General features: G+C 74.6%; 22 protein-coding genes. 1 reads left to right on the top strand and 21 read right to left on the bottom strand.

The window, feature by feature from the left end:
* Nucleotides 1–34: 34 nt before the first annotated feature.
* From ACI79H_RS06240 to ACI79H_RS06215, 6 genes are all read right to left on the bottom strand, one after another.
* Nucleotides 35–1315, bottom strand: a complete 1281-nt coding sequence (locus ACI79H_RS06240) for an ABC transporter ATP-binding protein (protein ID WP_456553510.1) — start codon at nt 1313–1315, stop codon at nt 35–37.
* A 55-nt stretch (nt 1316–1370) separates the two neighbouring features.
* The gene (locus ACI79H_RS06235) at nt 1371–2204 is read right to left on the bottom strand and encodes a carbohydrate ABC transporter permease (RefSeq protein WP_456553509.1); all 834 of its coding nucleotides are present in this window, start codon (nt 2202–2204) and stop codon (nt 1371–1373) included.
* Complete coding sequence (locus tag ACI79H_RS06230; protein WP_456553508.1) at nt 2204–3166, bottom strand: carbohydrate ABC transporter permease; 963 nt, start codon at nt 3164–3166, stop codon at nt 2204–2206. The genes ACI79H_RS06235 and ACI79H_RS06230 overlap by 1 nt, the downstream gene beginning before the upstream one ends.
* Complete coding sequence (locus tag ACI79H_RS06225; RefSeq protein WP_456553507.1) at nt 3163–4521, bottom strand: extracellular solute-binding protein; 1359 nt, start codon at nt 4519–4521, stop codon at nt 3163–3165. The genes ACI79H_RS06230 and ACI79H_RS06225 overlap by 4 nt, the downstream gene beginning before the upstream one ends.
* A 134-nt stretch (nt 4522–4655) precedes the next feature.
* The gene (locus tag ACI79H_RS06220) at nt 4656–5894 is read right to left on the bottom strand and encodes a DUF4032 domain-containing protein (protein ID WP_456553506.1); all 1239 of its coding nucleotides are present in this window, start codon (nt 5892–5894) and stop codon (nt 4656–4658) included.
* 90 nt (nt 5895–5984) lie between these two features.
* A complete protein-coding gene (locus ACI79H_RS06215) occupies nt 5985–7496 on the bottom strand; it encodes a potassium/proton antiporter (protein WP_456553505.1) in 1512 nt (503 codons plus the stop codon).
* A 77-nt stretch (nt 7497–7573) separates the two neighbouring features.
* Here ACI79H_RS06215 and ileS point away from each other — a divergent pair, with 77 nt between their 5' ends.
* Complete coding sequence (ileS, locus tag ACI79H_RS06210; protein ID WP_456553504.1) at nt 7574–10768, top strand: isoleucine--tRNA ligase; 3195 nt, start codon at nt 7574–7576, stop codon at nt 10766–10768.
* 2 nt (nt 10769–10770) lie between these two features.
* Here ileS and ACI79H_RS06205 read toward each other — a convergent pair whose 3' ends face one another.
* The 15 genes from ACI79H_RS06205 to ACI79H_RS06135 form a co-directional block, all read right to left on the bottom strand.
* Complete coding sequence (locus ACI79H_RS06205; RefSeq protein WP_456553503.1) at nt 10771–11430, bottom strand: hypothetical protein; 660 nt, start codon at nt 11428–11430, stop codon at nt 10771–10773.
* Nucleotides 11431–11555: 125 nt separating this feature from the next.
* On the bottom strand, nt 11556–12290 hold the full coding sequence (wag31, locus tag ACI79H_RS06200) for a DivIVA-like cell division protein Wag31 (protein ID WP_456553502.1): 735 nt from the start codon (nt 12288–12290) through the stop codon (nt 11556–11558).
* 98 nt (nt 12291–12388) lie between these two features.
* Nucleotides 12389–12679: a YggT family protein gene (locus tag ACI79H_RS06195; RefSeq protein ID WP_456553501.1), complete on the bottom strand. Its 291-nt coding sequence runs from the start codon at nt 12677–12679 to the stop codon at nt 12389–12391.
* A 71-nt stretch (nt 12680–12750) separates the two neighbouring features.
* A complete protein-coding gene (locus ACI79H_RS06190; protein WP_456553500.1) occupies nt 12751–13446 on the bottom strand; it encodes a cell division protein SepF in 696 nt (231 codons plus the stop codon).
* Nucleotides 13447–13549: 103 nt separating this feature from the next.
* Nucleotides 13550–14263, bottom strand: coding sequence for a YggS family pyridoxal phosphate-dependent enzyme (locus ACI79H_RS06185; RefSeq protein WP_456553499.1), 714 nt, complete (start codon nt 14261–14263; stop codon nt 13550–13552).
* A complete protein-coding gene (gene pgeF, locus ACI79H_RS06180) occupies nt 14245–14982 on the bottom strand; it encodes a peptidoglycan editing factor PgeF (protein ID WP_456553498.1) in 738 nt (245 codons plus the stop codon). The genes ACI79H_RS06185 and pgeF overlap by 19 nt, the downstream gene beginning before the upstream one ends.
* A gap of 25 nt (nt 14983–15007) precedes the next feature.
* Nucleotides 15008–16309: a cell division protein FtsZ gene (gene ftsZ, locus ACI79H_RS06175; RefSeq protein WP_456553497.1), complete on the bottom strand. Its 1302-nt coding sequence runs from the start codon at nt 16307–16309 to the stop codon at nt 15008–15010.
* A gap of 355 nt (nt 16310–16664) precedes the next feature.
* Nucleotides 16665–17465 carry a cell division protein FtsQ/DivIB gene (locus ACI79H_RS06170; RefSeq protein ID WP_456553496.1) on the bottom strand — a complete coding sequence of 267 codons (801 nt, stop codon included), beginning with the start codon at nt 17463–17465 and terminating at the stop codon, nt 16665–16667.
* Nucleotides 17462–18934 (bottom strand): UDP-N-acetylmuramate--L-alanine ligase, encoded by a 1473-nt coding sequence (gene murC / locus ACI79H_RS06165; RefSeq protein ID WP_456553495.1) that lies wholly within the window; start codon nt 18932–18934, stop codon nt 17462–17464. Before murC ends, ACI79H_RS06170 begins: the two co-directional genes overlap by 4 nt.
* Nucleotides 18931–20055: an undecaprenyldiphospho-muramoylpentapeptide beta-N-acetylglucosaminyltransferase gene (gene murG, locus ACI79H_RS06160; protein ID WP_456553494.1), complete on the bottom strand. Its 1125-nt coding sequence runs from the start codon at nt 20053–20055 to the stop codon at nt 18931–18933. Before murG ends, murC begins: the two co-directional genes overlap by 4 nt.
* Complete coding sequence (ftsW, locus tag ACI79H_RS06155; protein ID WP_456553493.1) at nt 20052–21497, bottom strand: putative lipid II flippase FtsW; 1446 nt, start codon at nt 21495–21497, stop codon at nt 20052–20054. The genes murG and ftsW overlap by 4 nt, the downstream gene beginning before the upstream one ends.
* A gap of 7 nt (nt 21498–21504) precedes the next feature.
* Nucleotides 21505–22926, bottom strand: a complete 1422-nt coding sequence (gene murD, locus ACI79H_RS06150) for a UDP-N-acetylmuramoyl-L-alanine--D-glutamate ligase (protein ID WP_456553492.1) — start codon at nt 22924–22926, stop codon at nt 21505–21507.
* Nucleotides 22927–22928: 2 nt separating this feature from the next.
* Nucleotides 22929–24005 (bottom strand): phospho-N-acetylmuramoyl-pentapeptide-transferase, encoded by a 1077-nt coding sequence (gene mraY / locus ACI79H_RS06145; protein ID WP_456553491.1) that lies wholly within the window; start codon nt 24003–24005, stop codon nt 22929–22931.
* On the bottom strand, nt 24002–25399 hold the full coding sequence (locus ACI79H_RS06140) for a UDP-N-acetylmuramoyl-tripeptide--D-alanyl-D-alanine ligase (RefSeq protein ID WP_456553490.1): 1398 nt from the start codon (nt 25397–25399) through the stop codon (nt 24002–24004). Before ACI79H_RS06140 ends, mraY begins: the two co-directional genes overlap by 4 nt.
* On the bottom strand, nt 25396–26961 hold the full coding sequence (locus ACI79H_RS06135; RefSeq protein ID WP_456553489.1) for a UDP-N-acetylmuramoyl-L-alanyl-D-glutamate--2,6-diaminopimelate ligase: 1566 nt from the start codon (nt 26959–26961) through the stop codon (nt 25396–25398). The genes ACI79H_RS06140 and ACI79H_RS06135 overlap by 4 nt, the downstream gene beginning before the upstream one ends.
* Nucleotides 26962–26968 lie beyond the last annotated feature (7 nt).

Raw genomic sequence — 26968 nt, 5'->3', positions numbered from 1 at the left:
CGACGACGATAGCCGTGCCCCCGCGGGCGTCCCGCTAGGCGGTGGCCGCCGTGGCGCCGCCCGCCCGCTGCTGCTCCGACGCCCGGCCCTGGGAGTCCTCGACCTGCTCCACCCGGTCCTGCGTGGCCATCCGGGTGAGCTCGGCCCCGGCCTCGGCGTCGCGGGTGAGGTTCTCGCCGGTCTCCGGGTCGAAGACGTGCACCTTGCGGGTGTCCAGCCAGAACTCGGCCTCGCGGCCCTCCCGGATCCGGCTGGTCGAGTCGATCGACACGATCGCCTGGGTGCGCAGCTCCTCGGAGTCCAGCTCGCGGGAGAGGTCGCGCAGCTTCGACCGGATAGACTCGGGCGCCTCATAGGGGATGTAGGCGAACTGCGAGTCGCCCAGCCACTCGGTCACGTCGACCCGCGCGGTGAAGGTCGAGCCCAGGGGCCGCTTGGCCTCGTCCACCAGCGAGGCGTCCTCGAAGTACTCCGGCCGGATGCCGACCAGGAGCAGTTCGTGACCGGCGAGCTTGCCGGCCCGCGCCGGGTCGAGCTGGATGGTCCCGAACGGCGTCTCGAGCGCGTTGCCCTTCGGCGTCGCCGGCAGGAAGTTCATCGGCGGCGAGCCGATGAAGCCCGCGACGAAGAGGTTGACCGGCTGCTCGTAGAGCTCCCGGGGCGAGGCGACCTGCTGGATCTTCCCCTTGCGGAGGACGCAGACCCGGTCGCCGAGGGTCATCGCCTCGGTCTGGTCGTGGGTGACGTACACGGTGGTGATGCCGAGGCGGCGCTGCAGCCGGGAGATCTCGGTGCGCATCTGCCCGCGCAGCTTGGCGTCGAGGTTGGACAGCGGCTCGTCGAAGAGGAAGGCCTCGGCCTGCCGGACGATCGCCCGGCCCATGGCCACCCGCTGCCGCTGGCCACCGGAGAGGTTGGCCGGCTTGCGCTCGAGGTGGTCCTTGAGCTCGAGCACGTCGGCCGCCTCGGTGACGCGGCGGCGCACCTCGTCGTCGGGCATCTTCGCCAGCCGCAGCGGGAAGGCGACGTTCTCGAAGACCGTCATGTGCGGGTAGAGCGCGTAGTTCTGGAACACCATCGACAGGTTGCGGTCGCGGGGGGCGAGGTCGTTGACCCGCTTGCCGCCGATGACCATGTCACCGCTGGTGATGTCCTCCAGGCCGACGATCATCCGCAGCAGGGTCGATTTCCCGCAGCCGGAGGGGCCGACGAGGATCATGAACTCGCCGTCGGCGATGTCGAGGCTGACGTCGTTCACGGCCGGGAACCCGTCGCCGTACTGCTTGACGATGTTCTTCATCTCGATGGAGGCCATCAGTGCTCGTCCCCTCGGTGGGTCGAAGTGTCTCTAAGAGTGGTGGTCATGCCGGTCAGCCCTTGACCGCGCCGTTGGTGAGGCCGGCGACGATGCGCCGCTGGAAGAGCAGCACCAGGACGACGACCGGGATCGTGACGATCACGGCGGCCGCCGCGATGGCCCCGGTCGGCTCCACGAACTGCGACTCGCCGGAGAACAGACCGATCGCCGCCGGGACGGGCCGGGCGCGGTCGGTCGAGGTCAGCGAGATGCCGTACAGGAAGTCGTTCCACGCGATGAAGAAGGCGATGATCGCGGTGGTGAACACGCCAGGTGCGGCCAACGGGACGATCACCCTGCGGAACGCCTGCCACGTCGTCGCGCCGTCGACCTGGGCCGCCTGCTCCATCTCCCAGGGGATCTCGCGGAAGAAGGCCGACATGGTCCAGATCGAGATCGGCAGGGTCAGCGACAGGTACGGGATGATCAGCCCGGGCCAGGTGTCGTACAGGCCGATGTTCCGCCAGAGGTTGAACAGCGGGGTGACGATCGAGATGATCGGGAAGATCGCCACGATGAGCGCCGTGGACAGGATCAGCCTCTTGCCCGGGAAGTCCAGCCGGGCGATGGCGTACGCGGCGAACATGGCCAGCAGGCACGAGATCGCCGTCGCGATCAGGCAGATGCCGAACGAGTTGCGCAGCGCCGGCAGGAACAGGTCGCTGGCCCCGCCGCTGAGGATCAGCTCGTAGTTCTCCCAGGACACCGCCGAGGGCAGGAAGCCGCCGGTGTTGAGGTCGCTGGGCGCCTTGAAGGACAGCGACACGATCCAGGCGATGGGGAACAGGCAGTAGATGATGATCAGCGCGCCGCCGACCCACCACCAGATCTTCTCCCGTCGGGACATCAGCCCTCACCCCTCGCCTGCGCCAGGTCGACCTTGAAGCCCTTGATGAACACCGCCGCGATGAGCACGACCGACAGGAAGAGCAGCACCGAGAGCGCCGAGCCGAGCCCGATCTCGAGCCGGGAGATGGTCTGCCGGTAGGCCAGGAACGACACCGACTCGGTGCCGTTGGCGCCGGCGGTCATGATGAAGATGCTGTCGAAGATCCGGAACGCGTCGAGCGTCCGGAACAGCAGGGCGACCATGATCGCCGCCTTCATGTTCGGCAGGGTCACCCGCCAGAGCCGCTGCCACCAGGTCGCTCCGTCGACCTTCGCGGCCTCCTGCAGCACCTCCGGGACCTGCGCCAGACCCGCCAGCAGGAGCAGCGAGATGAACGGCGTGGTCTTCCAGATCTCGGCCAGGCAGATCACGAAGATCGACGTCCCGAAGTCACCGAACCAGTCGGTGTCGGTGCCGACACCGGGGATCCAGGCGAACCACGAGTTCACGAACCCGGTGTTGATGTTGAAGGCGAACTGCCAGGCGTAGGCCGACACCACCGTGATGACCGCGTACGGGATCAGGATGGCGGCCCGGACGACCGGCCGGATCGAGCGCAGCGCCTTGGCCATCACCATCGCCAGCGCGAACCCGAGCACCAGCTCCACCAGCACGGTGATGAAGGTGATCAGCGCCGTCACCCAGAGGGACTTCCACCAGAGCGGGTCACTGAGGATGACGCCGTAGTTCTGCAGGCCGACGAACGACCGGTTGTCCGGGTCGGTGAGCCGGTAGGAGAAGAGCGACTCGTAGGTCGCCTGCAGGATCGGGTAGGCGGTGACGGCGAGCATGACCAGGAAGGCCGGGCCCGCCAGCATCCAGCCGAGCTTGCGCTCGCTGCGCGCCCGGTCGCTGGCCCGCCCGCCGGGCGCGGAGACCGGGGCGTCCTTCTTCGTCGGAGGCAGGGTCGTCGTACTCACAGGAGCTGCTCCCCTCGCAGCACGGCGGCGATCAGGTCGGCCGCCTGCGGACCCGTCTCACCCGGCTGGACCGAGGACGGCGGGTGGTACTCGCGTTGGATACCTCCGGAGACCTCGTTGTAGTAGGCGGTCTGCGGCCGCGGGGCGGCCTGCTCCAGGGACTGCCGGATGGTGTCGGCCATCGGGAACTGCTCGACGACCTCGGGGTCGTCGAACACGGCCGCCGACGACGCCGGGTTCCCCTCGTTGATCATGTAGTAGGCCTGGTTCTCGTCCGAGGTGATGCACTCGGCCGCCTCGTAGGCGAACTCCACGTCGTCGCTGTAGGCGCCCACGCCCAGGTCGATGCCACCCAGCGGCGGAGCGCTCGGCTCCCCCTCGACCACCGCCGGCCACAGCGCCCAGCCGTAGTCGTCGAGCGTGGCCTGGTCCAGCGTCCCGCCCTCGACGCCGGTCACGGCCTGCGCGTAGATGAACGGCCAGTTGACCATGAAGCCGCCGTTCTCCCCCTCGAACTCCGCGGCCGACGCCGACTCGTCCTCGGTGGAGAACGCCGCGCCGGCCTGCCCGGACTCCGCGACCAGCTTCATGACCTCGGCGGCCCGGGCGGCAGCCTCGGAGTCCAGTCCGAGCTCCAGGTTGTCCGGGTCGTCGGCGTTGTCCTCGATGACCGAGCCGCCGGCGGACTCGATGAGCGAGTTGAGCCAGACGGTGAGCGACTCCGCGCGGTTGCCCTGGACGCCGAGGTCGACGCCCTGCTCCTGGGCGGCGGCGACGATCTGCTCCCAGGTGACCGGCTGCGTCATGTCGAGCCCGGCGGCCTCGGCCACCGACTTCCGGTACCAGAGCAGCTGGGTGTTCGCCCAGAACGGGACGGCGACCAGCTCGTCCTCCCACGTCGCGCCCTCGATCGCGCTCTGCACCACGCCCTCGGTGACCCGCTCCGCGACGTCCTCGGGCACCGGGGCGAGGAAGCCGGCCTGCGCGAACTCCGGCACGTAGATCGGGTCGAGGCTCATCAGGTCGATGGAGGAGTCCTTCGCCGCCAGGCGGCGGACCAGCTGCTCGCGCTGGGACGAGGCGTCCCGGGGCAGGATCGCCGTCTCGATCCGGTACCGCCCGTCGGCCTGCTCGGTGCAGCGTTCCGCCAGCTCGACCTGACCGCCGTTGTCCGGGTTGTAGTACCAGGTGAGGGTCGGCGGGCCGCCGCTGTCGCCGCCGCACGCGGCCAGCGTGCCGGCCGCGACCAGCAGGGCCGCGGCGCCCGCGACCCCGCGACGGCGGGAGCGCGGCGCCGCGCCGAGGAGGGCCGGGGCCCGCCCCCGTGCTGAGGAGCGGCCTGGAGCGTTCGGCATCGGTCATCGCCTCCGTTGGCGCCTCGTGAGCTGATCAAGAGGGGTGTTCGGAGCGTGGTGCAGGCCACAATGGCTGTCAATTCGAAGCGACACCCACGCGTACCGGGCGACCGGATCGTGACCTGGCGGGTGCGTCAGCCGCGCTTCGCACGCCCGGCGATCACCGACGGCGTGGTGACCTCCTCCGGCGTCCGCGGCAGGACGTGCCGCACGTACGAGCGCACCGCCTCCGCCGTCCCGACGTCCCTGCCCGCCTTCTCCGACAGCAGCCACCGGTGGGTGAGCACCTCGTGGAAGATCTCCGCCGGCGCCAGCCGGCCGGCCAGCTCGGGCGGGATGGCGGCCATGACGGTCTGGTAGACCTCGGCCAGCCACCGGTGCGCCGCGACCGGCTCGGGCACCGGGCTCCCGGTGCGCTGCTCCAGGTGGGCGCGGTAGGCCCGGACGTCGTTGAGCAGCCGCTGGGCCTGCCGCTCCTGCACCTCGAGGCCGGTGAGCCGGAACAGCTCCCGCCGGTTGTGCCCCGGCTCGGAGACGCGGGTCTCCACCCGCAGGCGGGCGCCCTCCGGGGAGGTGACGATCTCGATCTCGCCCACGTCGAAGCCGAGCTCGTTGAGCCGGCGCAGCCGCTCGGCCACCCGGTACTGCTGCTCGTCGGGCGAGAAGGTCTCCTCGTGGGTGACCTCCTCCCACAGGGACTCGTAGCGCGGCGGCAGGCTGTCGGCGACCTCGATCGGGTCGATGTCGTCGGGCAGCAGCCCGCCGAACCGGAGGTCGAGCAGCTCGGCACCCACCCGCTCGCGGGCCAGGTCGACGTCGTGCCGCCGCTGCCCGGGTGTCAACGAGGGGTAGCGCTCGACGGTCTCGGCGTCGACCAGGTAGGCGGCCAGCGTGCCGGCGTCGAGCCGGAAGAGCGTGTTCGACAGCGAGCAGTCCCCCCAGAAGACCCCCGCCAGGTGCAGCCGCACCAGCAGCACCACCATCGTGTCGAGCAGTTGCTCCGCGGAGTGCTCGCCGGGCGGTCGGGAGAACAGCCAGCGGTAGGACATCGAGTACTCGAGGTACCGCGTCACCAGGATCGCCTGCTGGTCGTCGGGCCGGTCCACGCAGATGCCGAGCACGCTGACCGACGGCAGGCCCTCCTCCTCGAAGCGGGCGAGCAGCGCGTACTCGTGCCGGGCGAGCCGCTCGGCGATCTCCTTGAGGGCGTACACGTGGCCGCCGGAGGCGACGAAGCGGACGACGTGCCGCGAGATGCCCCGCTGGGGCACCTCCAGCAGCAGCGCGTCGTCCCACTCCTCGAGCGGCCGGGCCCAGGGCAGGGCGAGCAGCTCGGCCGCCTCGTTCGCCGGGGGCCGGAAGAGGAAGCGCATGTCGGACTCCTGGTGGCGTTCTGGAACGGCCTCGGTGCAGGGTCCCGCGGCGAGCGCGGCGAGTCGAGTCGGGACACCGAGGTCCTTCTTCTAGTCGGCGCCGGTCGAGGCGCCGGTCTCGCCGCGCCAGGAGGCCAACCGTCCCGCCCGGCTGACCGCGCGCAGCCGGCGCTCGGCCGCCGAGCGCGAGCGCCGCGCGGCCACGATGAGCGCCTGGTCCCCGCGCATCAGGCGGGTGCCCTCGTCGGGCACGAACGACCGGCCGTCCCGGACGACGAGCACCACGGCGGCGTCCTCCGGCAGCCGGAGCTCGGGCAGGTAGACGCCGTGCAGCCGGGACCCCTCCTGGACCACCAGCTGCAGCAGGTCCGCGTCCAGCTCGTCCAGCGGCGCGGACTCGACCTCGACGTCGCGCGGGGTGAGCGGCGCGGCGATCCTGAGCCGCCGGGCGACCCACGGCAGCGACCCGCCCTGCACCACCGTGAAGACGACGACCAGCACGAAGACGGTGTCGAAGATCGTCGTCGCCCCGGGCACGTCCTCGGTCAGCGGGATGGTGGCCGCGACGATCGGCACGGCTCCGCGCAGCCCCGCCCACGACATGAACGCCTGCTGGGCCCACGGGAAGCGGAAGAACGCCAGGCTGGCGACCACCGACAGCGGCCGGGCGAGCAGGAGGAGCGCGCCGCCCACCAGCAGCGCCGGCCACACGGCCTCCGGCAGCCGACCGGGCGAGACGAGGAGTCCGAGCATGACGAAGAGGCCGATCTGCGCCAGCGAGGCCATGCCCTCGGCGAAGCCGACGCTCGCCGAGCGGTGGGGCAGCGTCACGTTGCCCAGGACCACCCCGGCCAGGTAGACCGCGACGAAGCCGGAGGTGTGCGCCAGGCTGGCCGACGAGTACGCGAGCACGCACAGGGCGAGGGTGGCCAGCGGGTAGAAGCCGGCGACGGGCAGGGCGACCCGGCGCAGGAGCGCGGCACCCGCGAAGCCGATGCCGACCCCGATCACGGCCCCGCCGATCAGCTCGGCGACCACGACGACGCCGACCAGCCACCACGGACCGGTCGACTCCTCCGTGAGGAACTCGGCCAGCGCCACCACCAGCAGGATGACCGGGGCGTCGTTGAGGCCGCTCTCGGCCTCCAGCGAGGCGGCGAGCCGGCGCGGGAGGGGCAGCCGGCGCAGCGTGGCGAAGACGGCAGCGGCGTCGGTGGAGCTGATCACCGCGGCCAGCAGGAAGGCGAACCCCCAGCTGTAGCCGAGGGCCAGCGCGGCGACCGCTCCGGTCACGCCCACGCTCACCGCGACGCCCACGGTGGACAGCGCGATGCCCGGCCCGATCGCCCGCCGGACGTCGGCCCAGCGCGTCGTGAGCCCGCCCTCGGCCAGGATCACCACCAGAGCGGCGTAGCCCAGCGTGTGGGTGAGCTCGTAGTCCTCGAACTGGATGCCCAGGCCGTTCTCGCCCAGCGCCACCCCGAGGGCGAGGTAGAGCAGGAGGCTGGGCAACCCGAGCCGGTCGGCCACGCGCAGGGCGACGGCGGCGACCAGCACGACCACCGCGCCGATCCCCAGGGCCAGCGTCACGGTCGTGCTCACCGGCCGCCGCCCTCCATGGCGACAGTCTCCCGGATGGCCTGCGGATCCCGTTTGCCGGTTCGGGGAGAATGGACCCCGTGAGTTCCCCCTCGGCCACCGGCCCGTTCGCCGCACTGCCCCCGCAGGTCGACCTGCCGGCGATGGAGCAGCAGATCCTGCAGCGCTGGGAGGCCGACAAGGTCTTCGACCGCACGCTCGAGGGCTCGGCCGGCCGGCCGCAGTGGAACGTCTACGAGGGGCCGCCGACCGCCAACGGGCGGCCCGGCACGCACCACATCGAGGCCCGGGCGTTCAAGGACGTCTTCCCGCGCTTCAAGACGATGCAGGGCTGGCACGTGCCGCGCCGCGCCGGCTGGGACTGCCACGGCCTCCCCGTGGAGATCGCCGTCGAGCAGGAGCTCGGGTTCGCGGGCAAGCCCGACATCGAGCGCTACGGCATCGCCGAGTTCAACGCCAGGTGCCGGGAGTCGGTCGAGCGGCACGTCGACTCGTTCTCGGAGCTGACCCGGCGCATGGGCTACTGGGTCGACATGTCCACCGCCTACTGGACGATGGACGCCGGCTACATCGAGAGCGTCTGGTGGTCGCTCAAGCAGATCTTCGACAAGGGCCTGCTGGTCGAGGACCACCGCGTCGCCCCGTACTGCCCGCGCTGCGGCACCGGTCTGTCCGACCACGAGGTGGCGCAGGGGTACGAGTCGATCACCGACCCGTCGGTCTACGTGCGGCTGCCGGTCACCAGCGGCGAGTGGGCCGGCAAGGCCGACCTGCTGATCTGGACGACGACGCCGTGGACGCTGCCCAGCAACACCGCGGTCGCCGTGCACCCCGACGTCACCTACGTCGTCGTGCGCACGGAGCGCTCCGTTGCTGGAGGCCCTCCCACCCAGGCCACGGTCGTCGTCGCCGAGCCGCTGCTGGACGCCGTCCTGGACCCGGACGCGCCGCGCGAGGTGCTGGCCCGCACGACCGGCCGCGACTGGGAGCGGGTGCACTACCAGCGGCCTTTCGAGCTGGTCGAGTTCCCCGAGGGTGACGCCCACTACGTGGTGCTCGCCGACTACGTGACCACCGAGGACGGCACCGGCCTGGTGCACCAGTCCCCCGCGTTCGGCGCCGAGGACCTCGCGGTGTGCCGTGGCTACGGGCTGCCCGTCGTCGTGCCGATCGACGCCACGGGTCACTTCCTCGCCGACGTGCCCCTGGTGGGCGGGCACTTCTTCAAGGCCGCCGACCCCGCGCTGGTCGAGGACCTGCAGTCCCGCGGCGTGCTGTGGCGCGAGCACCGGTTCGAGCACAGCTACCCGCACTGCTGGCGCTGCCACACGCCGCTCATGTACTACGCGCAGCCGTCCTGGTACATCCGGACCAGCGCGATCAAGGACCAGCTGCTCGCCGAGAACGAGAAGACGAACTGGTACCCGGAGAGCATCAAGACCGGCCGCTACGGCGACTGGCTCACCAACAACGTCGACTGGGCGCTGTCCCGCGACCGGTACTGGGGCACCCCCCTGCCGATCTGGCGCAACGACGCCGACCCGACCCGCATGGTGGCCGTCGGCTCGCTGGCCGAGCTCTCGGAGCTGACCGGGCGCGACCTGTCCGACCTGGACCCGCACCGGCCCTACATCGACGACGTCACCTTCACGCTGCCCGGCACCGACGGCACCTTCCGGCGGGTCCGGCAGGTCATCGACGCCTGGTACGACTCGGGGTCGATGCCCTTCGCGCAGTGGGGCGCGCCGCACCGCAACCAGGAGCAGTTCGAGGCCGCCTACCCGGCGCAGTTCATCTGCGAGGCGATCGACCAGACCCGCGGCTGGTTCTACACGCTGATGGCGGTCGGCACGCTGGTGTTCGAGCAGAGCTCGTACGAGAACGTCCTGTGCCTGGGCCACATCCTGGCCGAGGACGGCCGGAAGATGAGCAAGCACCTGGGCAACATCCTCGAGCCGATCCCGCTCATGGACCGGCACGGCGCCGACGCCGTCCGGTGGTTCATGCTGGCCGGCGGCTCGCCGTGGTCGGCCCGCCGGGTCGGGCACGAGACGCTGTCCGAGGTGGTGCGCAAGGTGCTGCTCACCTACTGGAACACCGCGAGCTTCTTCACCCTGTACGCCGAGACGAACGGCTGGGACCCGGCCGCGACGCCGGCCCCCGAGCGCGCCGAGCGGCCGCTGCTGGACCGGTGGGCGCTGGCCCGGCTGGCGGCGGTCACCGAGGGCGTCACCGACGCCCTCGAGGACTTCGACACCCAGGGCGCCGGCCGCCTGCTCGCCGAGTTCGTCGACGACCTGTCGAACTGGTACGTCCGGCGGTCCCGGCGGCGCTTCTGGGACGGCGACCCGGCCGCCCTGGGCACGCTGCACGAGGTGCTCGACGGGCTGACCCGGCTCATGGCGCCGTTCACCCCGTTCGTCACCGAGGAGGTGTGGGGCCGCGCCGTCGCGCCCGGTCTGGTCGGCGCCGCGGCGGACCGCGCCGTGGACTCGGTGCACCTCACCACGTGGCCGACGGTCGACGAGGACGCCCGCGACGACGCCCTGCTCGCCCAGGTGGACCTGGTCCGCCGGCTGGTCGAGCTGGGCCGGTCGGCCCGCACCTCGGCCAAGGTGCGCACCCGCCAGCCGCTGGCCCGCGCCCTCGTGGCCGCCCCGGGCTGGTCCTCCCTGCCCCGCGACCTCGTGGCCGAGGTCGCCGACGAGCTCAACGTCGTCGAGCTCACCGACATCTCGGCGACCGACGGCTCCCTGGTCGACGTGAGCGTCAAGGTGGACTTCCGGGCCGTCGGCCGCCGGCTGGGCAAGCAGGTGCAGGCGGTCGCCACGGCCGTCGCGGCTGCCGACGCCACGGCGCTGGTCGCCGCCTACCGGGCGGGCACCGCGACGGTCGACGTCGACGGCGCGCCGGTCGCGCTGGCCGAGGGCGACCTGGTCGTCACCGAGACCCCGCGGGAGGGGTGGACGGTCGCCAGCGGCGGCGGGCTCACCGTGGCCCTCGACCTCACGCTCACGCCCGAGCTCGAGCGGGCCGGCCTGTTCCGCGAGGTGGTCCGGCTGGTGCAGGAGGCGCGCAAGAACGCCGGCCTGGAGGTCAGCGACCGGATCGAGCTGACGTGGGCGGCCGAGGGCCCGGTCGCGCAGGCGATGGCCGAGCACGCCGAGCCGCTCGCCGCCGAGGTGCTGGCGGTGCGGGTGCAGGCCGGGACCGGGGCCGGTGCCGGCGTCGAGGGCCCCGAGGGGTCGCGCTTCTGGGTGGTCCGCGCGGGCTGAGATCAGGCCCCGCCGGCCGCCCTCCGCTCGCGGACGCGGCCGGCGAGGGTCGCGTCGGGGCGGCAGACCCCGCAGGGCGTGAAGCCGTCGGTGCGGGCCTCGTCCACCGGCAGCGGGAAGGTGTCCCGGCCGGCGAGGTGCGCGCAGCCGGCCACGTGGTAGCGCGGGTGCTCGTCGACGACGAGGACCTCGTCCTTCAGGTCGACGACCAGCAGCAGGTCCGTGACCTCGACCTCCTCGACCGGCGGCTCCCCCGCCTCCGCCGGGACGGCGGGAGCCGCGGCCGGCGCCGCGGGGGGAGCCGCGGCGGGGCCGGGGTCTGCGGTGGCCGTGCCGACCTCCGGCTCGGCGGCCGGCGGGGCGGCGCCGTTCCCGGAGACGGCCACGGTGGCGGCGGTCGTCGCGGTGGCGGCCGTGCTGCCCCCGGCGTGCCGCCCGCCGGACGTGCTCACCCCGGCCGCCGCGGGTGCGGCGACCGTCGGCGCGACCGGCGACGCGGTCGTCGTTGCCGCGGTCATCCGGCGGCGCGCGAGGAAGAGCAGCACCGCCGCGACGACGCACGCCCCGACGCACGCCCAGTAGAGGGCCGTCACGCCGGTGAGCACACCGGCAACGAACAGACCCAGTCCCACGAGCACGAGCAGGCCGGCGGCGACGATCACGTGCTGGACTCTAGAAGGACCGCCTGCCGCCCACACCTCGCCGGGCCGGTGCGCACCGCCACCGTCCCGTCACGCGACAGGGCCCCCGGACCGTGCGGTCCGGGGGCCCTGGTCGGCCGGTGCTGCTAGGCGGGCGCGTGCTGGTTCTGCCGCGCGGCGCTGGCCGGCTCGGCCGTGCCACGGCTGTCCAGGTCGCGCAGGTTGGACTCCAGGTAGGAGCGCAGCCGGGTGCGGTACTCGCGCTCGAAGGTGCGCAGCTCGTCGATCTTGCGCTCGAGGCCCGCCCGCTTCTCCTCGAGGGGGCCCATCGTCTCGACGTGCCGGCGCTCGGCGTCCTGCTCGAGGGCCGCGGCCTTGGCCCGGGCCTCCCTCTCCAGGGTCTCGGCCCGGGTGCGCGCGTCGCCGATCATGGCGTCGGCGCGGTGCTTGGCCTCGGTGACCATCTGCTCGCTCTTGGTGCGGGCCTCGGTCACCATCCGCTCGCTGTTGGTCTTGGCGCCGCTGAGCATCTGCTCGGCCTGCGTCTTGGCCTCGTTGACGTAGCGGTCGGCCGTCTCGGTGGCCAGCGCCAGCATGCGGGAGGCGCGCGCGCTGTCGTCCTCGCGGGGCTGCTGCACCGGCTGCGGGGCGACCGCGACCGGCGCCGGCGCGGGGGCCGGGGGCTCGGGACGCTCCTCGACGCGCGCCGGGGCGCGGGTGCCGACGCCCGAGCGCAGCTCGTTGTTCTCCTCGATGAGGCGGGCCAGCTCGGCCTCCACCACGTCGAGGAAGGCGTCGACCTCGTCCTCGTCGTAGCCCCGCTTGCCGATGGGCGGCTTCTTGAAGACGACGTTGTGCACGTCGGCAGGCGTGAGTGGCATCAGGTCACCTCAGGGGTACGGCGGGACTGGCGGGCGCGGACGCCGGAGGACGACGGGGTCGGTCGCCCGGCGTGCGGCCCGGGTAGGTGGCGATCACGTTAGCGTGCCAAACCTCCGACGATCCCGCGGAGCACGACCACGGCGATGAGGACCACCATGAAGCCGAGGTCCAGCCGGATCTGGCCGAGGTTCAGCGGCGGGATGACCCGCCGGACGGCCTTGAGCGGGGGGTCGGTGGTGCTGTAGACGACCTCGAGACCGGCCGCGACCAGGCCCGCGGGCCGCCAGCTGCGCGCGAGCACCATCACCCAGTCCACGACGAAGCGCGCGAAGAGCAGCACCATGAACACGGTGAGGACCACGTAGAGGATCAGCCAGAGAAGTTCCACGGTCCTCGTTCGTCCAGGGGCACCCGGGGTGCCGCCGTCGTCGTGCGCGCGGGCGGGTGCCCGCGCGGAGCTCAGGACTGGTTGAAGAACCCGCCCTCGCGGATCCGCGCCTTGTCCTCGGCCGTCACGTCGACGTTCTGCGGGCTCAGCAGGAACACCTTCGCCGTGACGCGCTCGATACTACCGCGCAGCCCGAACGACAGACCGGCGGCGAAGTCGACGAGCCGCTTGGCGTCCGCGTCGTCCATCTCCGTGAGGTTCATGATGACCGGCATCCCGTCGCGGAACCGCTCGCCGATCACCCGCGCCTCGTTGTACGTGCGGGGGTGCAGGGTCGTGATCCGGTAGGGCTGCGGGGTCGGCGCCGGAGCGGGGGCGGGCTCGGGCGCGACGGCGGCGACCGGCTCGCGGACGGCCAGGCCGGCCGCGCCGACCGGACCGCTGCTCATGGCGCTGATCCGGGACCCGCCGCCGCTGCCGGCCGAGGGGGCCAGGCCCAGCGGGCGGGCGGGGGCGACGCGGCGGACGCTGAGCGGCTCGGGGCTGCGCACCGGCGCCGGCTCCGCGGGCTCGAGCTCCTCGTCGGCGTACCCGGCCGCGTAGTCGCCGTCGGCGTAGTCGTCGTAGCGGTCCTCGTCGTAGCGCGAGTAGCGCCGGTCGGACTCGGGATGGTCGGACTGCCGGGCGTCGTACCGCCCGTACCCGCGGGCGTCGTCGTCCTCGACGAGCCCCAGGTAGATCCCCATCCTCCGCATGGCTCCAGCCATCGGACCTCCCCCTCTGCTGGCGTGCACGACGCGCACGTTCGACGACCGTCGAGAGCCACCCCGGGGCTCCGGAGGCCCCTGTGGCGGGTGTGACTCGTGTGTCTCAGTCGGAGGTTAGGGGCCGACTGCCGAACAACGCGGTTCCGACACGCACGATGGTGGCGCCCGCCGCGACCGCCTGCTCGAGGTCCCCGCTCATGCCGGCGGAGAGCTCCGCGGCGCCGGGGTGGTCGGCCCGGACGCGGGCGGCGAGCCGGGCCAGGCGCTGGAAGGCGGGGCCCGGATCGGCACCCCGGGGCGCGACGGCCATCAGCCCGCGCAGCCGCGCACCCGGCAGCTGCGCCACCACGTCGGCCAGGGCGGGCACCTCGGCCGGGTCCGCTCCCCCGCGCGCGCCCAGCTCGCCCTCCGGCCCGCCGAGGTCGACCTGCAGGAGCACCTCGACCGGCGCCCCCGCGGACTCCCCCGCGCGGCTCAGCGCCTCGGCGAGCGCCGCCCGGTCGACGGAGTGGACGACTGCCCCGAGCCGGGCGACGGCGGCGGCCTTGTTGCGCTGGAGCTGCCCGATGAAGTGCCATCGGACGTCCAGGTCGGCGAGCTCGGCGGCCTTGCCCACGAGCTCCTGCGCCCGGTTCTCCCCGAAGTCGGACTGCCCGAGCGCGGCGAGCGCGCGCACGTCCGCGGCCGGCCACGTCTTGCTGACGGCGAGCAGCGCGACCGCGGACGGGTCGCGGCCGGCGGCCCGGGCCGCGGCGTCGATCCGGGCCCGCACCGCGCGCAGGTTGCCGGCGAGGTCGGTCACGTCGGGGAGAGCCACACGAGGCCGGCCTGCCGCCCGGTGACGCCGTCGCGCCGGTGGGAGAACAGCTGCGGGTCCTCGACGGTGCAGCGGGGGTCGTGCACCACCTCGGTCACCCCCGCCCGCGCCAGCACCTCGGCCAGCCCCGCGCGGAGGTCCAGGCCGGGGGTGCCCCGCCGGGTGCGGACGGCGGCGGCCGGGGTGACCGCCGCGACCTCGGCCTGCATCGCCTCGGGCACCTCGTAGCAGGCGCCGCAGACCGCCGGGCCCAGCAGCGCCGTGACGTGCCGCGCCCGGGCGCCCCGGCCGGCCATGGCGGAGAGGGTCGCCGGGAGGACCCCCCTCCGCACGCCCTCGCGGCCGGCGTGGACGGCGGCCACCACGCCCGCCACCGGGTCGGTGAGCAGCACCGGCACGCAGTCGGCGGTGAGCACGCACAGCACCAGGTCGGTCGCGGTGGTGACGACGGCGTCGGTGGCCGCCAGCGGCCCCGCCTGCGGGCCGTCGACGACCGCCACCGCCGCGCCGTGCACCTGCTCCATCCAGACCAGCCGGTCCTCGCCCACCCCGAGCTCGCGGGCCACCCGCGCCCGGTTCGCCGCGACCGCCGTCGGGTCGTCCCCCACGTGGTCCCCGAGGTTGAACGAGTCGTAGGGCGCACGCGAACGGCCGCCCCGCCGGTCGGTCACGACCCTGCGGGGTCGTACCGACGACGGGGCGGCCGGCGAGGTGCTCATGCGGCTGAGCCTACGAGGGGTCCTCTCACTGCTTGAGGAACTCCGGGATGTCCAGCTCTTCCTCGAAGTCCTCGTTGGACAGCGGGCGACGGCCGTTGATGGCGCCCGGGATGGGCGGCAGCGGCGGCACGGTGATGCCCCCGCCGGCCGGCGCGGGCGCCGGGGCCGGGGCCGGGCGGGACCCGGTGGCCGGCGTCGACGCCGGCTGCGCCGGGGCGAGGCGCTCACCGGCGCCCTGCGGGGCCACGGGCGCCGCCGGGGCGACGGGGTTCATCGGGGCCACCGCCGGGCGCCGGTGCGGCGACAGCCCGCTGGGCAGCCCCCCACCGACCGGGGCGCCGGCCACCGCGGCGCCCGCGCCGTCCTTGCGGACGTTGGGCTTGCCGCTGTCGAAGCCGGCCGCGATGACGGTGACCCGGACCTCGTCACCCAGGGCGTCGTCGATGACGGCGCCGAAGATGATGTTGGCGTCCGGGTGCGCGGCGTCGGAGACCAGCGAGGCGGCCTCGTTGATCTCGAACAGCCCGAGGTCGGAGCCGCCGGAGATCGACAGCAGCACCCCGTGGGCGCCCTCCATCGAGGCCTCCAGCAGCGGGCTGGCGATCGCCTGCTCGGCGGCGAGCAGCGCGCGGTTGTCCCCGCGGGCGCTGCCGATGCCCATGAGCGCCGAGCCCGCCCCGGACATGACCGACTTGACGTCGGCGAAGTCCAGGTTGATCAGGCCGGGCGTGGTGATCAGGTCGGTGATGCCCTGGACACCGGAGAGCAGCACCTGGTCGGCGGTGCGGAAGGCGTCCATCACGCTGACGTTCCGGTCGCCCAGCTGCAGCAGCCGGTCGTTCGGGATGACGATGAGCGTGTCGCACTCGTTGCGCAGCTCCTCGATGCCGGACTCGGCCTGCACCGCGCGCCGCTTGCCCTCGAAGGCGAACGGGCGGGTGACCACGCCGATGGTCAGGGCGCCGAGCTTGCGCGCGATGGAGGCGACGACCGGGGCGCCACCGGTTCCGGTGCCACCGCCCTCGCCCGCCGTCACGAAGACCATGTCGGCCCCCTTGAGGACCTCCTCGATCTCCTCGCGGTGGTCCTCGGCCGCCTGCCGGCCCACGTCGGGCTGGGCGCCGGCGCCGAGCCCGCGGGTGAGCTCGCGGCCGACGTCGAGCTTGACGTCGGCGTCGCTCATCAGCAGGGCCTGGGCATCGGTGTTGATCGCGATGAACTCGACGCCCTTGAGCCCGACCTCGATCATGCGGTTGACCGCGTTCACCCCGCCGCCGCCGATGCCGACGACCTTGATGACCGCTAGATAGTTGTGCGGAGGTGTCATGCGGCGCTCCCCAACTGGACCCTCATCCTCAAGTTCAGCCTTACAGTTATGTCAACTTGCTCGACGGGGATGAAGTTAGGTGCGCGCCGGAAGGCGCTACAAGCACCCGCTCCGGCTCGGCGTGTCGGTGCGGCGGATCGCCACCAGCCTCCGGCGACCCGGCCGTCACATTCGCACCACTGATCGTGACGACCCGCCCTGGATCCGTCTCATGCAGAGGTGCAGGCTCCCGCCGGCACCAGGAATCACACCCGCGACATTTGTTTCTCGCGTCGGGCGTGTCGCGGCCGTGGGCGTGTCGGTCGGACGGGCCCGTCCGCGCCCTGCGGAGGCACCCCGCGACCGTGCGCAACCGTCAGCGGAGGGCGACGGCCCCGGGGACGCTGAGGTCCAGCTCCGCGGCCGGAGCGAGGCTCCCCGCAGCGAGCTCGTCGAGCAGCGCGGCCAGGATCTCGGCCTTGTCCGCGGACTCGTCGGCGCCGCCCCAGCGCACGAGCGTGCCGTCGTCCAGGGTGAGCACGACGTCCTCGGCGCCGGAGGCCGCTGCCGAGGCGACCTGCTCGCGCAGCCCGTCCGGCAGCGCGGCCAGCGCCGCGAGCGCGGCGGTGGTCGCGGGGTCCTCCGGCCCGGGGTCGGCCACCTCGAGCGGGACCACGCCCTCGGGCGGCGCGCCGGTGACGGTGTCGAACAGCACTCCCCCGGCGTCCAGCAGCGACCGGCGTCCCGGCTCCCCGACGACGGCCAGCGGCTCCCGCTCCACGAGCGTGATGACCACCCGGCTGGGCCAGCCGCGGGTCACCGTCACCTGCTCCACCTGGGGCAGCTCGGCGACGGCGGCGCGGGCGGCGTCGACGTCGACCCGCAGCAGCGGCGTCCCGTCGTCGATCCCGGCGGCCTCGCGGACCAGGTCGGCCGGCAGCGTCGTGGCGCCGTCCACCTGGACGGAGCGGACGGCCAGCAGCGGCCCCACCCACAGCGCCCACGCCAGCGCGAGCAGGGCGAGCGCGCCGCCCGCGAGCTGCAGCGCCCGCCGACGGCGCGCCGAGCCCGCGCGACGGCGGCGGATCGGGGTGACCGCGGTGCTGCCCCGGCCCGGGGACGACCGCCGGGGAGCGCCGCTGTCGCGGTCGCGGGTGGTCGTCCCGGTGCGGCTCACCGGCCCGCGCCCGTCGCGCCGCCCGTCCCGTCCTCCCCGTCCCGCCGGGTGGCCCGGGCCGTGAGCGCCTCGAGCACCTCCGGTCCCACCATCGACACGTCGCCTGCGCCCATCGTCATGACCAGGTCGCCGGCGCGCGCCCGCTCGGCCAGCGCCGGGGCGGCGGCCGACCAGGACGGCTCGAACAGCACGCGCCCCGCCGGGAGCGGGACCGCGTCGGCCACCATCGCGCCGGTCACGCCGGGCACCGGGTCCTCGCGGGCGCCGTAGACCTCCATGACGACGACCTCGTCGGCCAGGCCCAGCGCCTCCCCGAAACCGGCGGCGAACTCCCGCGTCCGGCTGTAGAGGTGCGGCTGGAAGGCCACCACCAGCCGGCCGTCGCCGGCGACCGCGCGCGCCGCGTGCAGCTGGGCGCGGACCTCGGTCGGGTGGTGGGCGTAGTCGTCGTACACCCGGACGCCGTCGACGACGCCCTTGAGCTCGAACCGGCGGTGCACCCCGCCGAAGCGGCCCAGGCCGTCGATCAGGCCGTCCGCCGGCAGCCCCAGCTCCAGGCCGGCCAGCAGCGCGGCGGCGCTGTTGAGCGCCATGTGCTCGCCGGGGACCTGGATCCGCACCCGTCCCAGCGGGCGCCCGTCGAGGACGGCGGCGTAGCTGGTCGCGTCGCCGTCGACCCGCAGGTCGTCCAGCCGGAGGTCGGCGTCGGCCGCGCGGCCGTAGGTGCGCAGCCGGGCGGGCCGGTCCACCCCGCGCAGCCGGGCGGACCCGGGGTCGTCGGCGCAGACGACGACGAAGCCCGCGGGGTCCACGGTCTGCAGGAACCGGTCGAAGGCGGCCTCGACCGCGGCGAGGTCGCCGTAGTTGTCCAGGTGGTCGGCCTCGACGTTGGTGACGATGCCGGCGAAGGGCGCGAGCAGCAGGAAGGAGCGGTCGCTCTCGTCGGCCTCGGCGACGAAGACGTCGCCCTCCCCCGAGTGCGCGTTGCTGCCGGACTCGTTGAGGTCGCCGCCGATGGCGAACGACGGGTCGGCCCCGCACGCCTGGACGGCCACGGTGAGCATCGAGGTGGTCGAGGTCTTGCCGTGCGTGCCGGCCACCGCGACGCTGCGCCGGCCGGCCATCACCGAGGCCAGCGCCACCGCGCGCGGCAGCACCCGCAGCCCCCGCTCCCGGGCGGCCGCGAGCTCCGGGTTGTCGTCCCGGATCGCGGTGGAGACCACCACGGTGGCGGCGTCGCCCAGGTGCTCCGCGGCGTGCCCGACCTCGACCCGCGCCCCCAGTGCGCGCAGCGCCAGCAGGGTCGGGGTGTCGCGGCGGTCGCTGCCGGAGACCGGCACCCCGCGGGCCAGCAGGATCCGCGCGATGCCGCTCATGCCGGCGCCGCCGATGCCGACGAAGTGCACCGCCCCCAGCTCGTCCGGTGCGGGCACCGGCCCCGTCCAGGCCGCGACGTCCGCCGCGCTCACTTCTCCGCCCTCGCCACGTCGAGCACGATCCCAGCCAGCCGGTCGTCGGCGTCGGGCACCCCCGCCGCGGCGGCGTGCCGGGCGTACCCGGCCAGCGCGGCGGCGTCGGCGAGCAGCGGGACCAGGTGCTCGGCGACCCAGGCCGGCGTCAGGTCGGCGTCCTCGACCAGCAGCCCTCCCCCGGCCTCGACGACCGGCAGCGCGTTGCGCCGCTGCTCGCCGTTGCCGATGGGCAGCGGCACGAAGGCGGCCGGCAGCCCCACGGCGGACAGCTCGGCGACGGTCACCGCGCCCGACCGGCACAGGGCCAGGTCGGCGGCGGCGTAGGCGAGGTCCATGCGCTCCAGGTAGTCGACGACGACGTAGGGAGCCGAGCCGCTCAGCTGCGATGGCGCCTCGACGTCGGTGTTCTTGGGCCCGCGGGCGTGCAGCACCTGGACGCCCGCGGCCTGCAGCGCGCCGGCCGCGCCGATCGCCGCCCGGTTGAGCGTGGCGGCGCCCTGCGAGCCGCCGAACACCAGCAGGGTGGGGCGGTCGGCCTCGAGCCCGAAGGCCCGCCGCGCCTCGTCCCGCCGGGCCGCACGGTCCAGCGAGCTGATCGCGGTGCGCAACGGCATGCCGACGTGCTCGGCGCCGCGCAGCGGTGTCCCCGGCGAGGTGACGGCCACCCGCGCGGCCAGCCGGGCGCCGATCCGGTTGGCCAGCCCGGGCAGCGCGTTCTGCTCGTGCACCACGACCGGCACCCCGGCGCGGCGCGCGGCCAGGTAGGCCGGCAGCGCCACGTAGCCGCCGAAGCCGACGACGACGTCGGCGGAGAGCTCGTCCAGGAGCGCCCGCGTCTCGGCGACCGCGCGCCGGACCCGGCCGGGCACCCGCAGCAGGTCGACGGTGGGCTTGCGGGGCAGCGGGACCGGCGGGATCAGCCGCAGGTCGTACCCGCGCGCCGGCACCAGGCGGGTCTCCATGCCGCGCTCGGTGCCCAGGCAGGTGATCCGGAGGTCACCGTCCGCGGCGGAGCGCCGGCGCAGCGCGTCGGCCAGCGCCAGCATGGGCTCGATGTGGCCGCCGGTGCCGCCGCCCGCGAGGACGACCGACAGCGGGCGGGACGACGGTGCGCTCACCGCGGCCCTCCGGGACGGCGGGCGGGCGGCGGGGCCGACCGGCCGGCGCGCCGGTCGGGTGCGGGCCGCTCGCGGCGGACCGGGGTCGGGGCCGGGCGGGCGTGCACGACCGTGCGCCCGCTGCCGCCGGCGGGGCGGCGCGGGTCGCGGTCGTCGGGGCGGCGGCGCGGGCGGACCGGCTCGACGGCCGTCGAGGGGGCCGGCAGCAGCAGCCGGGCGATGCGGCCGCGGTCGCGGGAGCTCAGCGACTCCACGGCGGCGGGCTCGGTGCAGGCGAAGCGGGCGAGCAGCCCGATGACGGCGAGGGTGAGGATGAGCGACGTGCCGCCCGCGGAGATCAGCGGCAGGGTCACGCCGGTCACCGGGAGGAGACCGACCACGTAGCCCATGTTCATGGTCGCCTGGCCGACCAGCCACACGGTGATGGCGACGCTGGCCAGCTGGACGAAGCGGTCGGCAGCGCGCCGGGCGATGCGGAAACCGGCGTAGGCCAGCACGCCGTAGAGGGTGACGACCACCAGGCAGCCGAGGAAACCGAGCTCCTCGCCGATGATCGCGAAGATGTAGTCCGACTCGGCCTCGGGGAGGATGTTCCACTTCATCGCGCTGTTGCCCAGGCCGGTGCCCCACAACCCGCCCTCGGCCAGCGCGTACATGCCGCGGACGGCCTGGAAGCCGGTGTCCGTGGGGTCGGCGAACGGGTCCATGAACGCGGTGATCCGCTCCATCCGGTACGGGGCCACCGCCACCATGAGCGCGATGAGCACGGCCGCCACCGCGGCGAAGGCGGCGAACCACCGGACCGGCATCCCGCCGGCCCACAGGAGGCCGACCAGCACCAGGCCCAGGCTGATGACGCCGCCGAAGTCGGGCTCGGCGATGATCAGCAGGGAGAGCACGCCGAACACCGGCAGCACGGGCACGAGCAGCGACGTCGTGGTCAGGTAGCGCTCGCGCAGCGCGAGGACGTGCGCGCCCCAGAGCGCGAGCACGATCTTGGCCAGCTCGGAGGGCTGGAAGAGCGTGAAGCCCAGGTCGATCCACTGCCGGGCACCGTTGAGCTTGACCCCGATCCCGGGCACGAGGACCAGGAGCAGCAGCACCGCGACGACCACCAGAGCGATCGGCGACCAGCGCCGGATCAGGCCGATCGGCAGCCGCATCGTGACGAGCATCGCGCCGAGGCCCAGGCCCGCCCACACGAGCTGCTGCACGCCCGGCGCCCACGCCGGCTGGTCGGCCAGCGCCGCCTCGATGGATGAGGCGGAGAACACCATGGTCAGCCCGATCAGCAGCAGCAGGCCGGCCGCACCGAGCACCAGGTGGCAGCTGCTCATCGGGCCGTCGAGCCACGCCGGCCCCGACCAGCGCCGGGCGGGGACGGGGTCCCGGTCCCCGCGCGCCGCCCGGACGGGACGCGGGCGGGCCTGCGTCGTCGTCACGGCCGGCTCAGCCCAGCGCCCGCACCGCGGCGGCGAAGGCGGTGCCGCGGTGGGCGTAGTCGCGGTACACGTCCATGGACGCGGCCGCGGGGGCGAGCAGGACCGTGTCGCCGGGCCGGGCGAGCTCCCGCGCGGCGGCCACCACGCGCGCCGTCGTCGCCTCGGCAGTCACACCCGTCCCGTCCATCCCGCCATCGTCGCCGCTGGGTACCGCCACGACGGGGACCGACGGGGCGTGTCGCGCCAGTGCCGCGGCGATCAGGCCGCGGTCGCGGCCCAGCAGGACCACCCCGGAGAGCCGGTCCGCGACGGCAGCGACCAGCGGATCGACGTCGGCGCCCTTGAGCAGGCCGCCGGCGATCCACACCACCCGCGGGTACGAGGCCAGCGAGGCGCCGGCCGCGTGCGGGTTGGTCGCCTTGCTGTCGTCGACCCAGTCCACGCCGTCGACCGTGGCGACCAGGACGTTGCGGTGCGCGCCGCCGCGGAAGCCGGCCAGGCCGCGGCCGACCGAGACCGCGGGCACCCCCGCGGCGCGGGCCAGGGCGGCGGCGGCCAGCGCGTTGACCGCGTTGTGCGGGCCGGGCACCTGCAGCGCCCCGGCCTCCAGCAGCACCTCCCCGGACGGGTCGGCCGCGAAGGCGCGGTCGACCAGCGCGCCGGAGCGGACGCCGAGCTGCCCGGGGGCCGGCTCGCCGAGGGTCACGAGTACGGGGTGCGGGTGGGCCCCCGCCAGCGCGGAGGCGACCGGGTCGCCGGCGTCGGCGACGGCCACCGGCGAGCGCTCGAGGATGCGGGCCTTGGCGTCGCGGTAGGCCGGGAAGGACCCGTGCCAGTCGGTGTGGTCGTCGGCGACGTTGAGCACCGCCGCGGCCGCGGGCGCCAGCGTCGAGGACCAGTGCAGCTGGAAGCTGGACAGCTCGACCGCGATCGCGTCGAACGACGGCGTCCCGTCGGGGTCCCGGGCGGTGACCACCTCGACCAGCGGCCGGCCGACGTTGCCCGCCGCGACCGCGCGGCGGCCGTCGGCCAGCAGGATCGCCTCGAGCATGGTGACCGTCGTCGTCTTGCCGTTGGTGCCGGTGACGGCCAGCCAGGGTGCCGGGACGCCGTCGGGCCCGGCGATGCGCAGCCGCCAGGCGAGCTCCGGCTCCCCGACCACCTCGACGCCGCGGCGCGCGGCGTCGGCCAGCAGGGGGTGGTCGGGGCGCCAGCCCGGCGAGGTGACGACGAGATCGGTGCCCTCCGGGACGACGCCGGCGTCCCCCAGCCAGGTGGCGCCGCCGGCGGTGAGCTCGGCGACGGCCGGGCGCTCGGCGGCGTCGGCGAGGGTCACCGTGGTCCCGAGGTCGAGCAGCACCCGGGCGGCCGCCACCCCGGACACGCCGAGACCGGCGACCAGGACGGTCGCGTCGCGCAGGTCGGTCACCGTCACAGGCCCGCGAAGGAGAGCCAGTCCGCGTAGAACAGCCCCAGCCCGAACGCCACCGCCATGCCGGTGACCAGCCAGAACCGCACGATCACGGTGTTCTCGGTCCACCCGGCCAGCTCGAAGTGGTGGTGCAGCGGGGCCATGCGGAACACCCGGCGCCGGGTCGCCCTGAAGAAGGCGACCTGGATGACCACCGAGAGGGTGACGGCGACGAACAGCCCGCCGAGGACCACCAGCAGCAGCTCGGTCCGGGTGACGATCGCCAGCCCGGCGATGAGCCCGCCGAGGGCCAGCGAGCCGGTGTCGCCCATGAAGATCCGCGCCGGGCTGGTGTTCCACCACAGGAAGCCCAGGCAGGCGCCCATGCCCGCCGCGGCGACCAGCGTGATGTCCAGCGGGTCGCGCACCTCGTAGCAGCCGTCGATGAGCTCGCTGGCGCAGTCGTGGGTGAACTGCCAGAACGAGATGACGATGTAGGAGGCCAGCACCATGGCCGAAGACCCGGCGGCCAGCCCGTCCAGCCCGTCGGTGAGGTTCACGGCGTTGGAGAACCCGGCGATGAACAGGTAGGCGAGGATCACGAACCCGATCGAGCCCAGCGTCAGGGGTTCGATGTCGCGGACGTAGGAGACGACGGTCGAGGCCGGTGTCAGCCCGTTGCTCGGGAAGTTGATCGCCAGCACCGCGAAGGTGACGCCGACCAGCAGCTGCCCGACCAGCTTGGCGGTCTTGTTCAGGCCCAGGCTGCGGCGGTGCCGGATCTTGAGGTAGTCGTCGAGGAAGCCGACGGTGCCCATGCCGACCATGAGGAACAGCAGCAGCAGACCGGTGGCGCTGAACCCCCAGCCGTCGTTGCCGATGAACGCCAGGTGGGCCACCAGGTAGCCGACGACGGTGGCGCCCACGATCACCGTGCCGCCCATGGTGGGCGTGCCCTTCTTGGACAGGTGGCTCTCGGGGCCGTCGTCGCGGATCTCCTGGCCCAGGCCCTGACGCCGGAAGGCGCGGATGGCCAGCGGGGTGAGCAGGATGGACAGGATCAGGCCCACGCCCGCGGCGATGAGGACGCTCCTCATGCCCGGCTCCCCCCGTCGAGCAGGTCGGCGGCGAGCAGCTCCAGGCCGAAGGACCGGCTGGCCTTCACGAGGACGACGTCCCCGGGGCGCAGCACCTCCGACAGCAGCTGGCGGGCAGCGGCCCGGTCCGGCACGAGCACCGACTCCTCTCCTGCACGACGCCCGGCCGCGGCCGCACCGTCGGCTATGCCTACCGCATCGGGACCCACGGCCACGACCAGGTCGATCCCGGCGGCCGCGGTGTCCCGGCCGAGCCGCTCGTGCTCGGCGGCCGCGCCGGGGCCCAGCTCGGCCATGGCGCCCAGCACCGCGATCCGCCGGCCGGCGGGCATGCCGGCGAGGGCGGCGAGCGCGGCGCGCATCGACTCCGGGTTGGCGTTGTAGGCGTCGTTGACCACCGTGACGCCGTCGTCCCGGCGGTCGACCTCCATGCGCCAGCGGCTGCGCGGGCCGGCCTCGGACAGCGCGGCCGCCACGGCGGCGGGCGTCATCCCGGCGGCGAGCGCGGCGGCGGCCGCGGACAGCGCGTTGGCGACCTGGTGCTCGCCGACGACGCGCAGCGCGACGGGGTGCTCCTCGCCGCCGGCGACCAGGGTGAACCGGGCGCGGGCGGACTCGTCGAGCGCGACGCCGGTGGCCCGCACGTCCGCGGTCTCCCCGCGGCCGGTGGTGACCACCCGGGCGCGGGTCCGGGGCGCCATGCCGAGCACGCGCGGGTCGTCCGCGTTGAGCACCGCGGTCCCGTCGGCGGGCAGCGCCTCCACCAGCTCGCCCTTGGCCTGCGCGATGACCTCCGCGCTGCCGAACTCGCCGAGGTGCGCCGAGCCCACGTTCAGCACCACCCCGATGCCCGGCCGGGCGACCGCGCAGAGCCGGGCGATGTGCCCGGGGCCGCGGGCGCCCATCTCCAGCACCAGGTACCGGGTGCCCTCGTCGGCGGACAGCACCGTCAGCGGCAGGCCGATGTCGTTGTTGTAGGAGCCCGGCGGGCTGACCGTCTCCCCCGCCGCGGCGAGCACCTGGCCGAGCAGGTCCTTGGTCGAGGTCTTGCCCGAGGAGCCGGTGAGGCCGATGGTGGTCAGCCCGGCGGCGGCCAGCCGGGCGTGCACGCCGGCGGCCAGCCGGCCGAGCGCGACGACGGGGTCGTCGACGACCACGCACGGCAGCGCGGGGTCCGGGCGGGTGCCCAGGGCGGCGACCGCCCCGGCGTCCGCCGCGGCGCCCAGGAAGTCGTGCCCGTCCACCCGCTCACCGGCGACGGCGACGAACAGGTCGCCCGCGGCCACGGTGCGCGAGTCGAGCGTGACGGCGCCGGTCACGGCGCTGCCCGGGTCGCCGCCGGCCAGCGTGCCGCCGGTGAGCTCCGCGACCTCGGCCAGGGTCAGCCGGATCACGGCTGCACCACCGCGGAGAGGACCTCGCGGAGGACGACGCGGTCGTCGAACGGGTGCACCGTGCCGGCGACCTCCTGGCCGGTCTCGTGCCCCTTGCCGGCCACCAGCACGGCGTCGCCGGGCCGGGCCAGCGAGACGGCGGTGGCGATGGCCGCGCGCCGGTCGCCCACCTCGTGCACCTCCGCGCGCCGGTCCTCCGGCACGTCGAGGGCTCCGGCCAGCATCGCCGCGCGGATCACGGCGGGGTCCTCGGAGCGCGGGTTGTCGTCGGTCACGACCAGGACGTCGCTCCCGGCCGCCGCGGCCGCGCCCATGCCCGCCCGCTTGCCGGGATCGCGGTCGCCGCCGCAGCCGAGCACGGTGATCACCCGGCCGGCGGTCGCCGCTCGCAGGGCGCCCAGCGCGGTGGCGACGGCGTCCGGCGTGTGCGCGTAGTCGACGGCGACGACGAAGGGCTGGCCGGCCTCGACCGGCTCCATCCGCCCCGGGACCACGGTCGCCGCCACGCCGGCCAGGGCGTCGTCGACGGGCACGCCGACGGCGTCGAGCAGGGCCACGGCGAGCACGGCGTTGGCGACGTTGAACCGGCCGGGCAGCCGCACCCGCCCCTCCCGGCGCAGGCCGCCGGGCCCGTGCAGCACGAAGGTCGAGCCGCCCTCGGGGGCCGGGACCACGTCGGTCGCCCGCCAGTCCGCGTCCGCGCCCTCGGTGGAGACGGTTCCCGGGCGCGGGCGACCGGGCCGGTCCAGCAGCCGCCGGCCGTGCGCGTCGTCGATGTCGACCACCTCGGCGGCCGCGCGGCCGTCGAACAGCAGCGACTTGGCCCGGAAGTACTCCTCCAGGCTCCCGTGGAAGTCCAGGTGGTCGCGGCCCAGGTTGGTGAAGCCGGCGGCCGCGAAGCGGACCGCACCCACCCGGCCCAGCACCAGCGCGTGGCTGGACACCTCCATGACGACGGTCTGCACCCCGGACTCCGCCATGGCCGCGAGCAGCGCGTGCACGGCGGGGGCCTCGGGCGTGGTGCGCTCGCTCGGCAGCGCGGTCACCGTGCCGTCGGCGGCGCGGGTCTGCGTCTGCACGGTGCCGATCAGACCGGTGGCGCGGCCGGCGGCGGCGAGCCCTGCCTCGACCAGGTAGGCGGTGGTGGTCTTGCCGTTGGTGCCGGTGATGCCGACGACCTGGAGCCGCTCGCTGGGCCGGTCGTAGACGCGGTCTGCCACCTCGCCGAGCACCGCGCGCGGGTCGTCGACCACGCACACCGGCAGGCCGGTGGCGGCCGCCTCCTCCTGCCCGGAGGGGTCGGTGAGGACGGCGACCGCGCCACGGCGCACCGCCTCGGCGACGTGGCGCACGCCGTGCGTGCGGGCTCCGGGCAGGGCGGCGTAGAGGTCGCCCGGGACGACGTCACCCGAGGCCAGCGTGAGCCCGGTGACGGCGACGTCGGAGCCGCCGGGGGCGGGCGGGCCGACCAGGTCGGCGAGCTCGGCGAGCGGTACGGGACGCGGGGAGCGCGGGCGGCTCCCCGTGCGCCGGGGCGCCGGGCCGTCGTCGGTCGGGGTCACGGGGCTC

It is taken from the genome of Blastococcus sp. SYSU D01042, from assembly GCF_054050515.1.
The sequence above is the reverse complement of the archived record's forward strand: the minus strand, read 5'-3'. Positions and strand labels throughout refer to the sequence as shown.

What these genes read in the sequence shown, in the direction of transcription:
- mraY (WP_456553491.1), bottom strand. Translation starts at nt 24,005, where the DNA reads ATGAGGAGCGTCCTCATCGCCGCGGGCGTGGGCCTGATCCTGTCCATC.
- ACI79H_RS06240 (WP_456553510.1), bottom strand. Translation starts at nt 1,315, where the DNA reads ATGGCCTCCATCGAGATGAAGAACATCGTCAAGCAGTACGGCGACGGG.
- ACI79H_RS06220 (WP_456553506.1), bottom strand. Translation starts at nt 5,894, where the DNA reads ATGCGCTTCCTCTTCCGGCCCCCGGCGAACGAGGCGGCCGAGCTGCTC.
- wag31 (WP_456553502.1), bottom strand. Translation starts at nt 12,290, where the DNA reads ATGCCACTCACGCCTGCCGACGTGCACAACGTCGTCTTCAAGAAGCCG.
- pgeF (WP_456553498.1), bottom strand. Translation starts at nt 14,982, where the DNA reads ATGAGCACCTCGCCGGCCGCCCCGTCGTCGGTACGACCCCGCAGGGTC.
- ACI79H_RS06190 (WP_456553500.1), bottom strand. Translation starts at nt 13,446, where the DNA reads ATGGCTGGAGCCATGCGGAGGATGGGGATCTACCTGGGGCTCGTCGAG.
- ftsZ (WP_456553497.1), bottom strand. Translation starts at nt 16,309, where the DNA reads ATGACACCTCCGCACAACTATCTAGCGGTCATCAAGGTCGTCGGCATC.
- ACI79H_RS06225 (WP_456553507.1), bottom strand. Translation starts at nt 4,521, where the DNA reads ATGCCGAACGCTCCAGGCCGCTCCTCAGCACGGGGGCGGGCCCCGGCC.
- ACI79H_RS06235 (WP_456553509.1), bottom strand. Translation starts at nt 2,204, where the DNA reads ATGTCCCGACGGGAGAAGATCTGGTGGTGGGTCGGCGGCGCGCTGATC.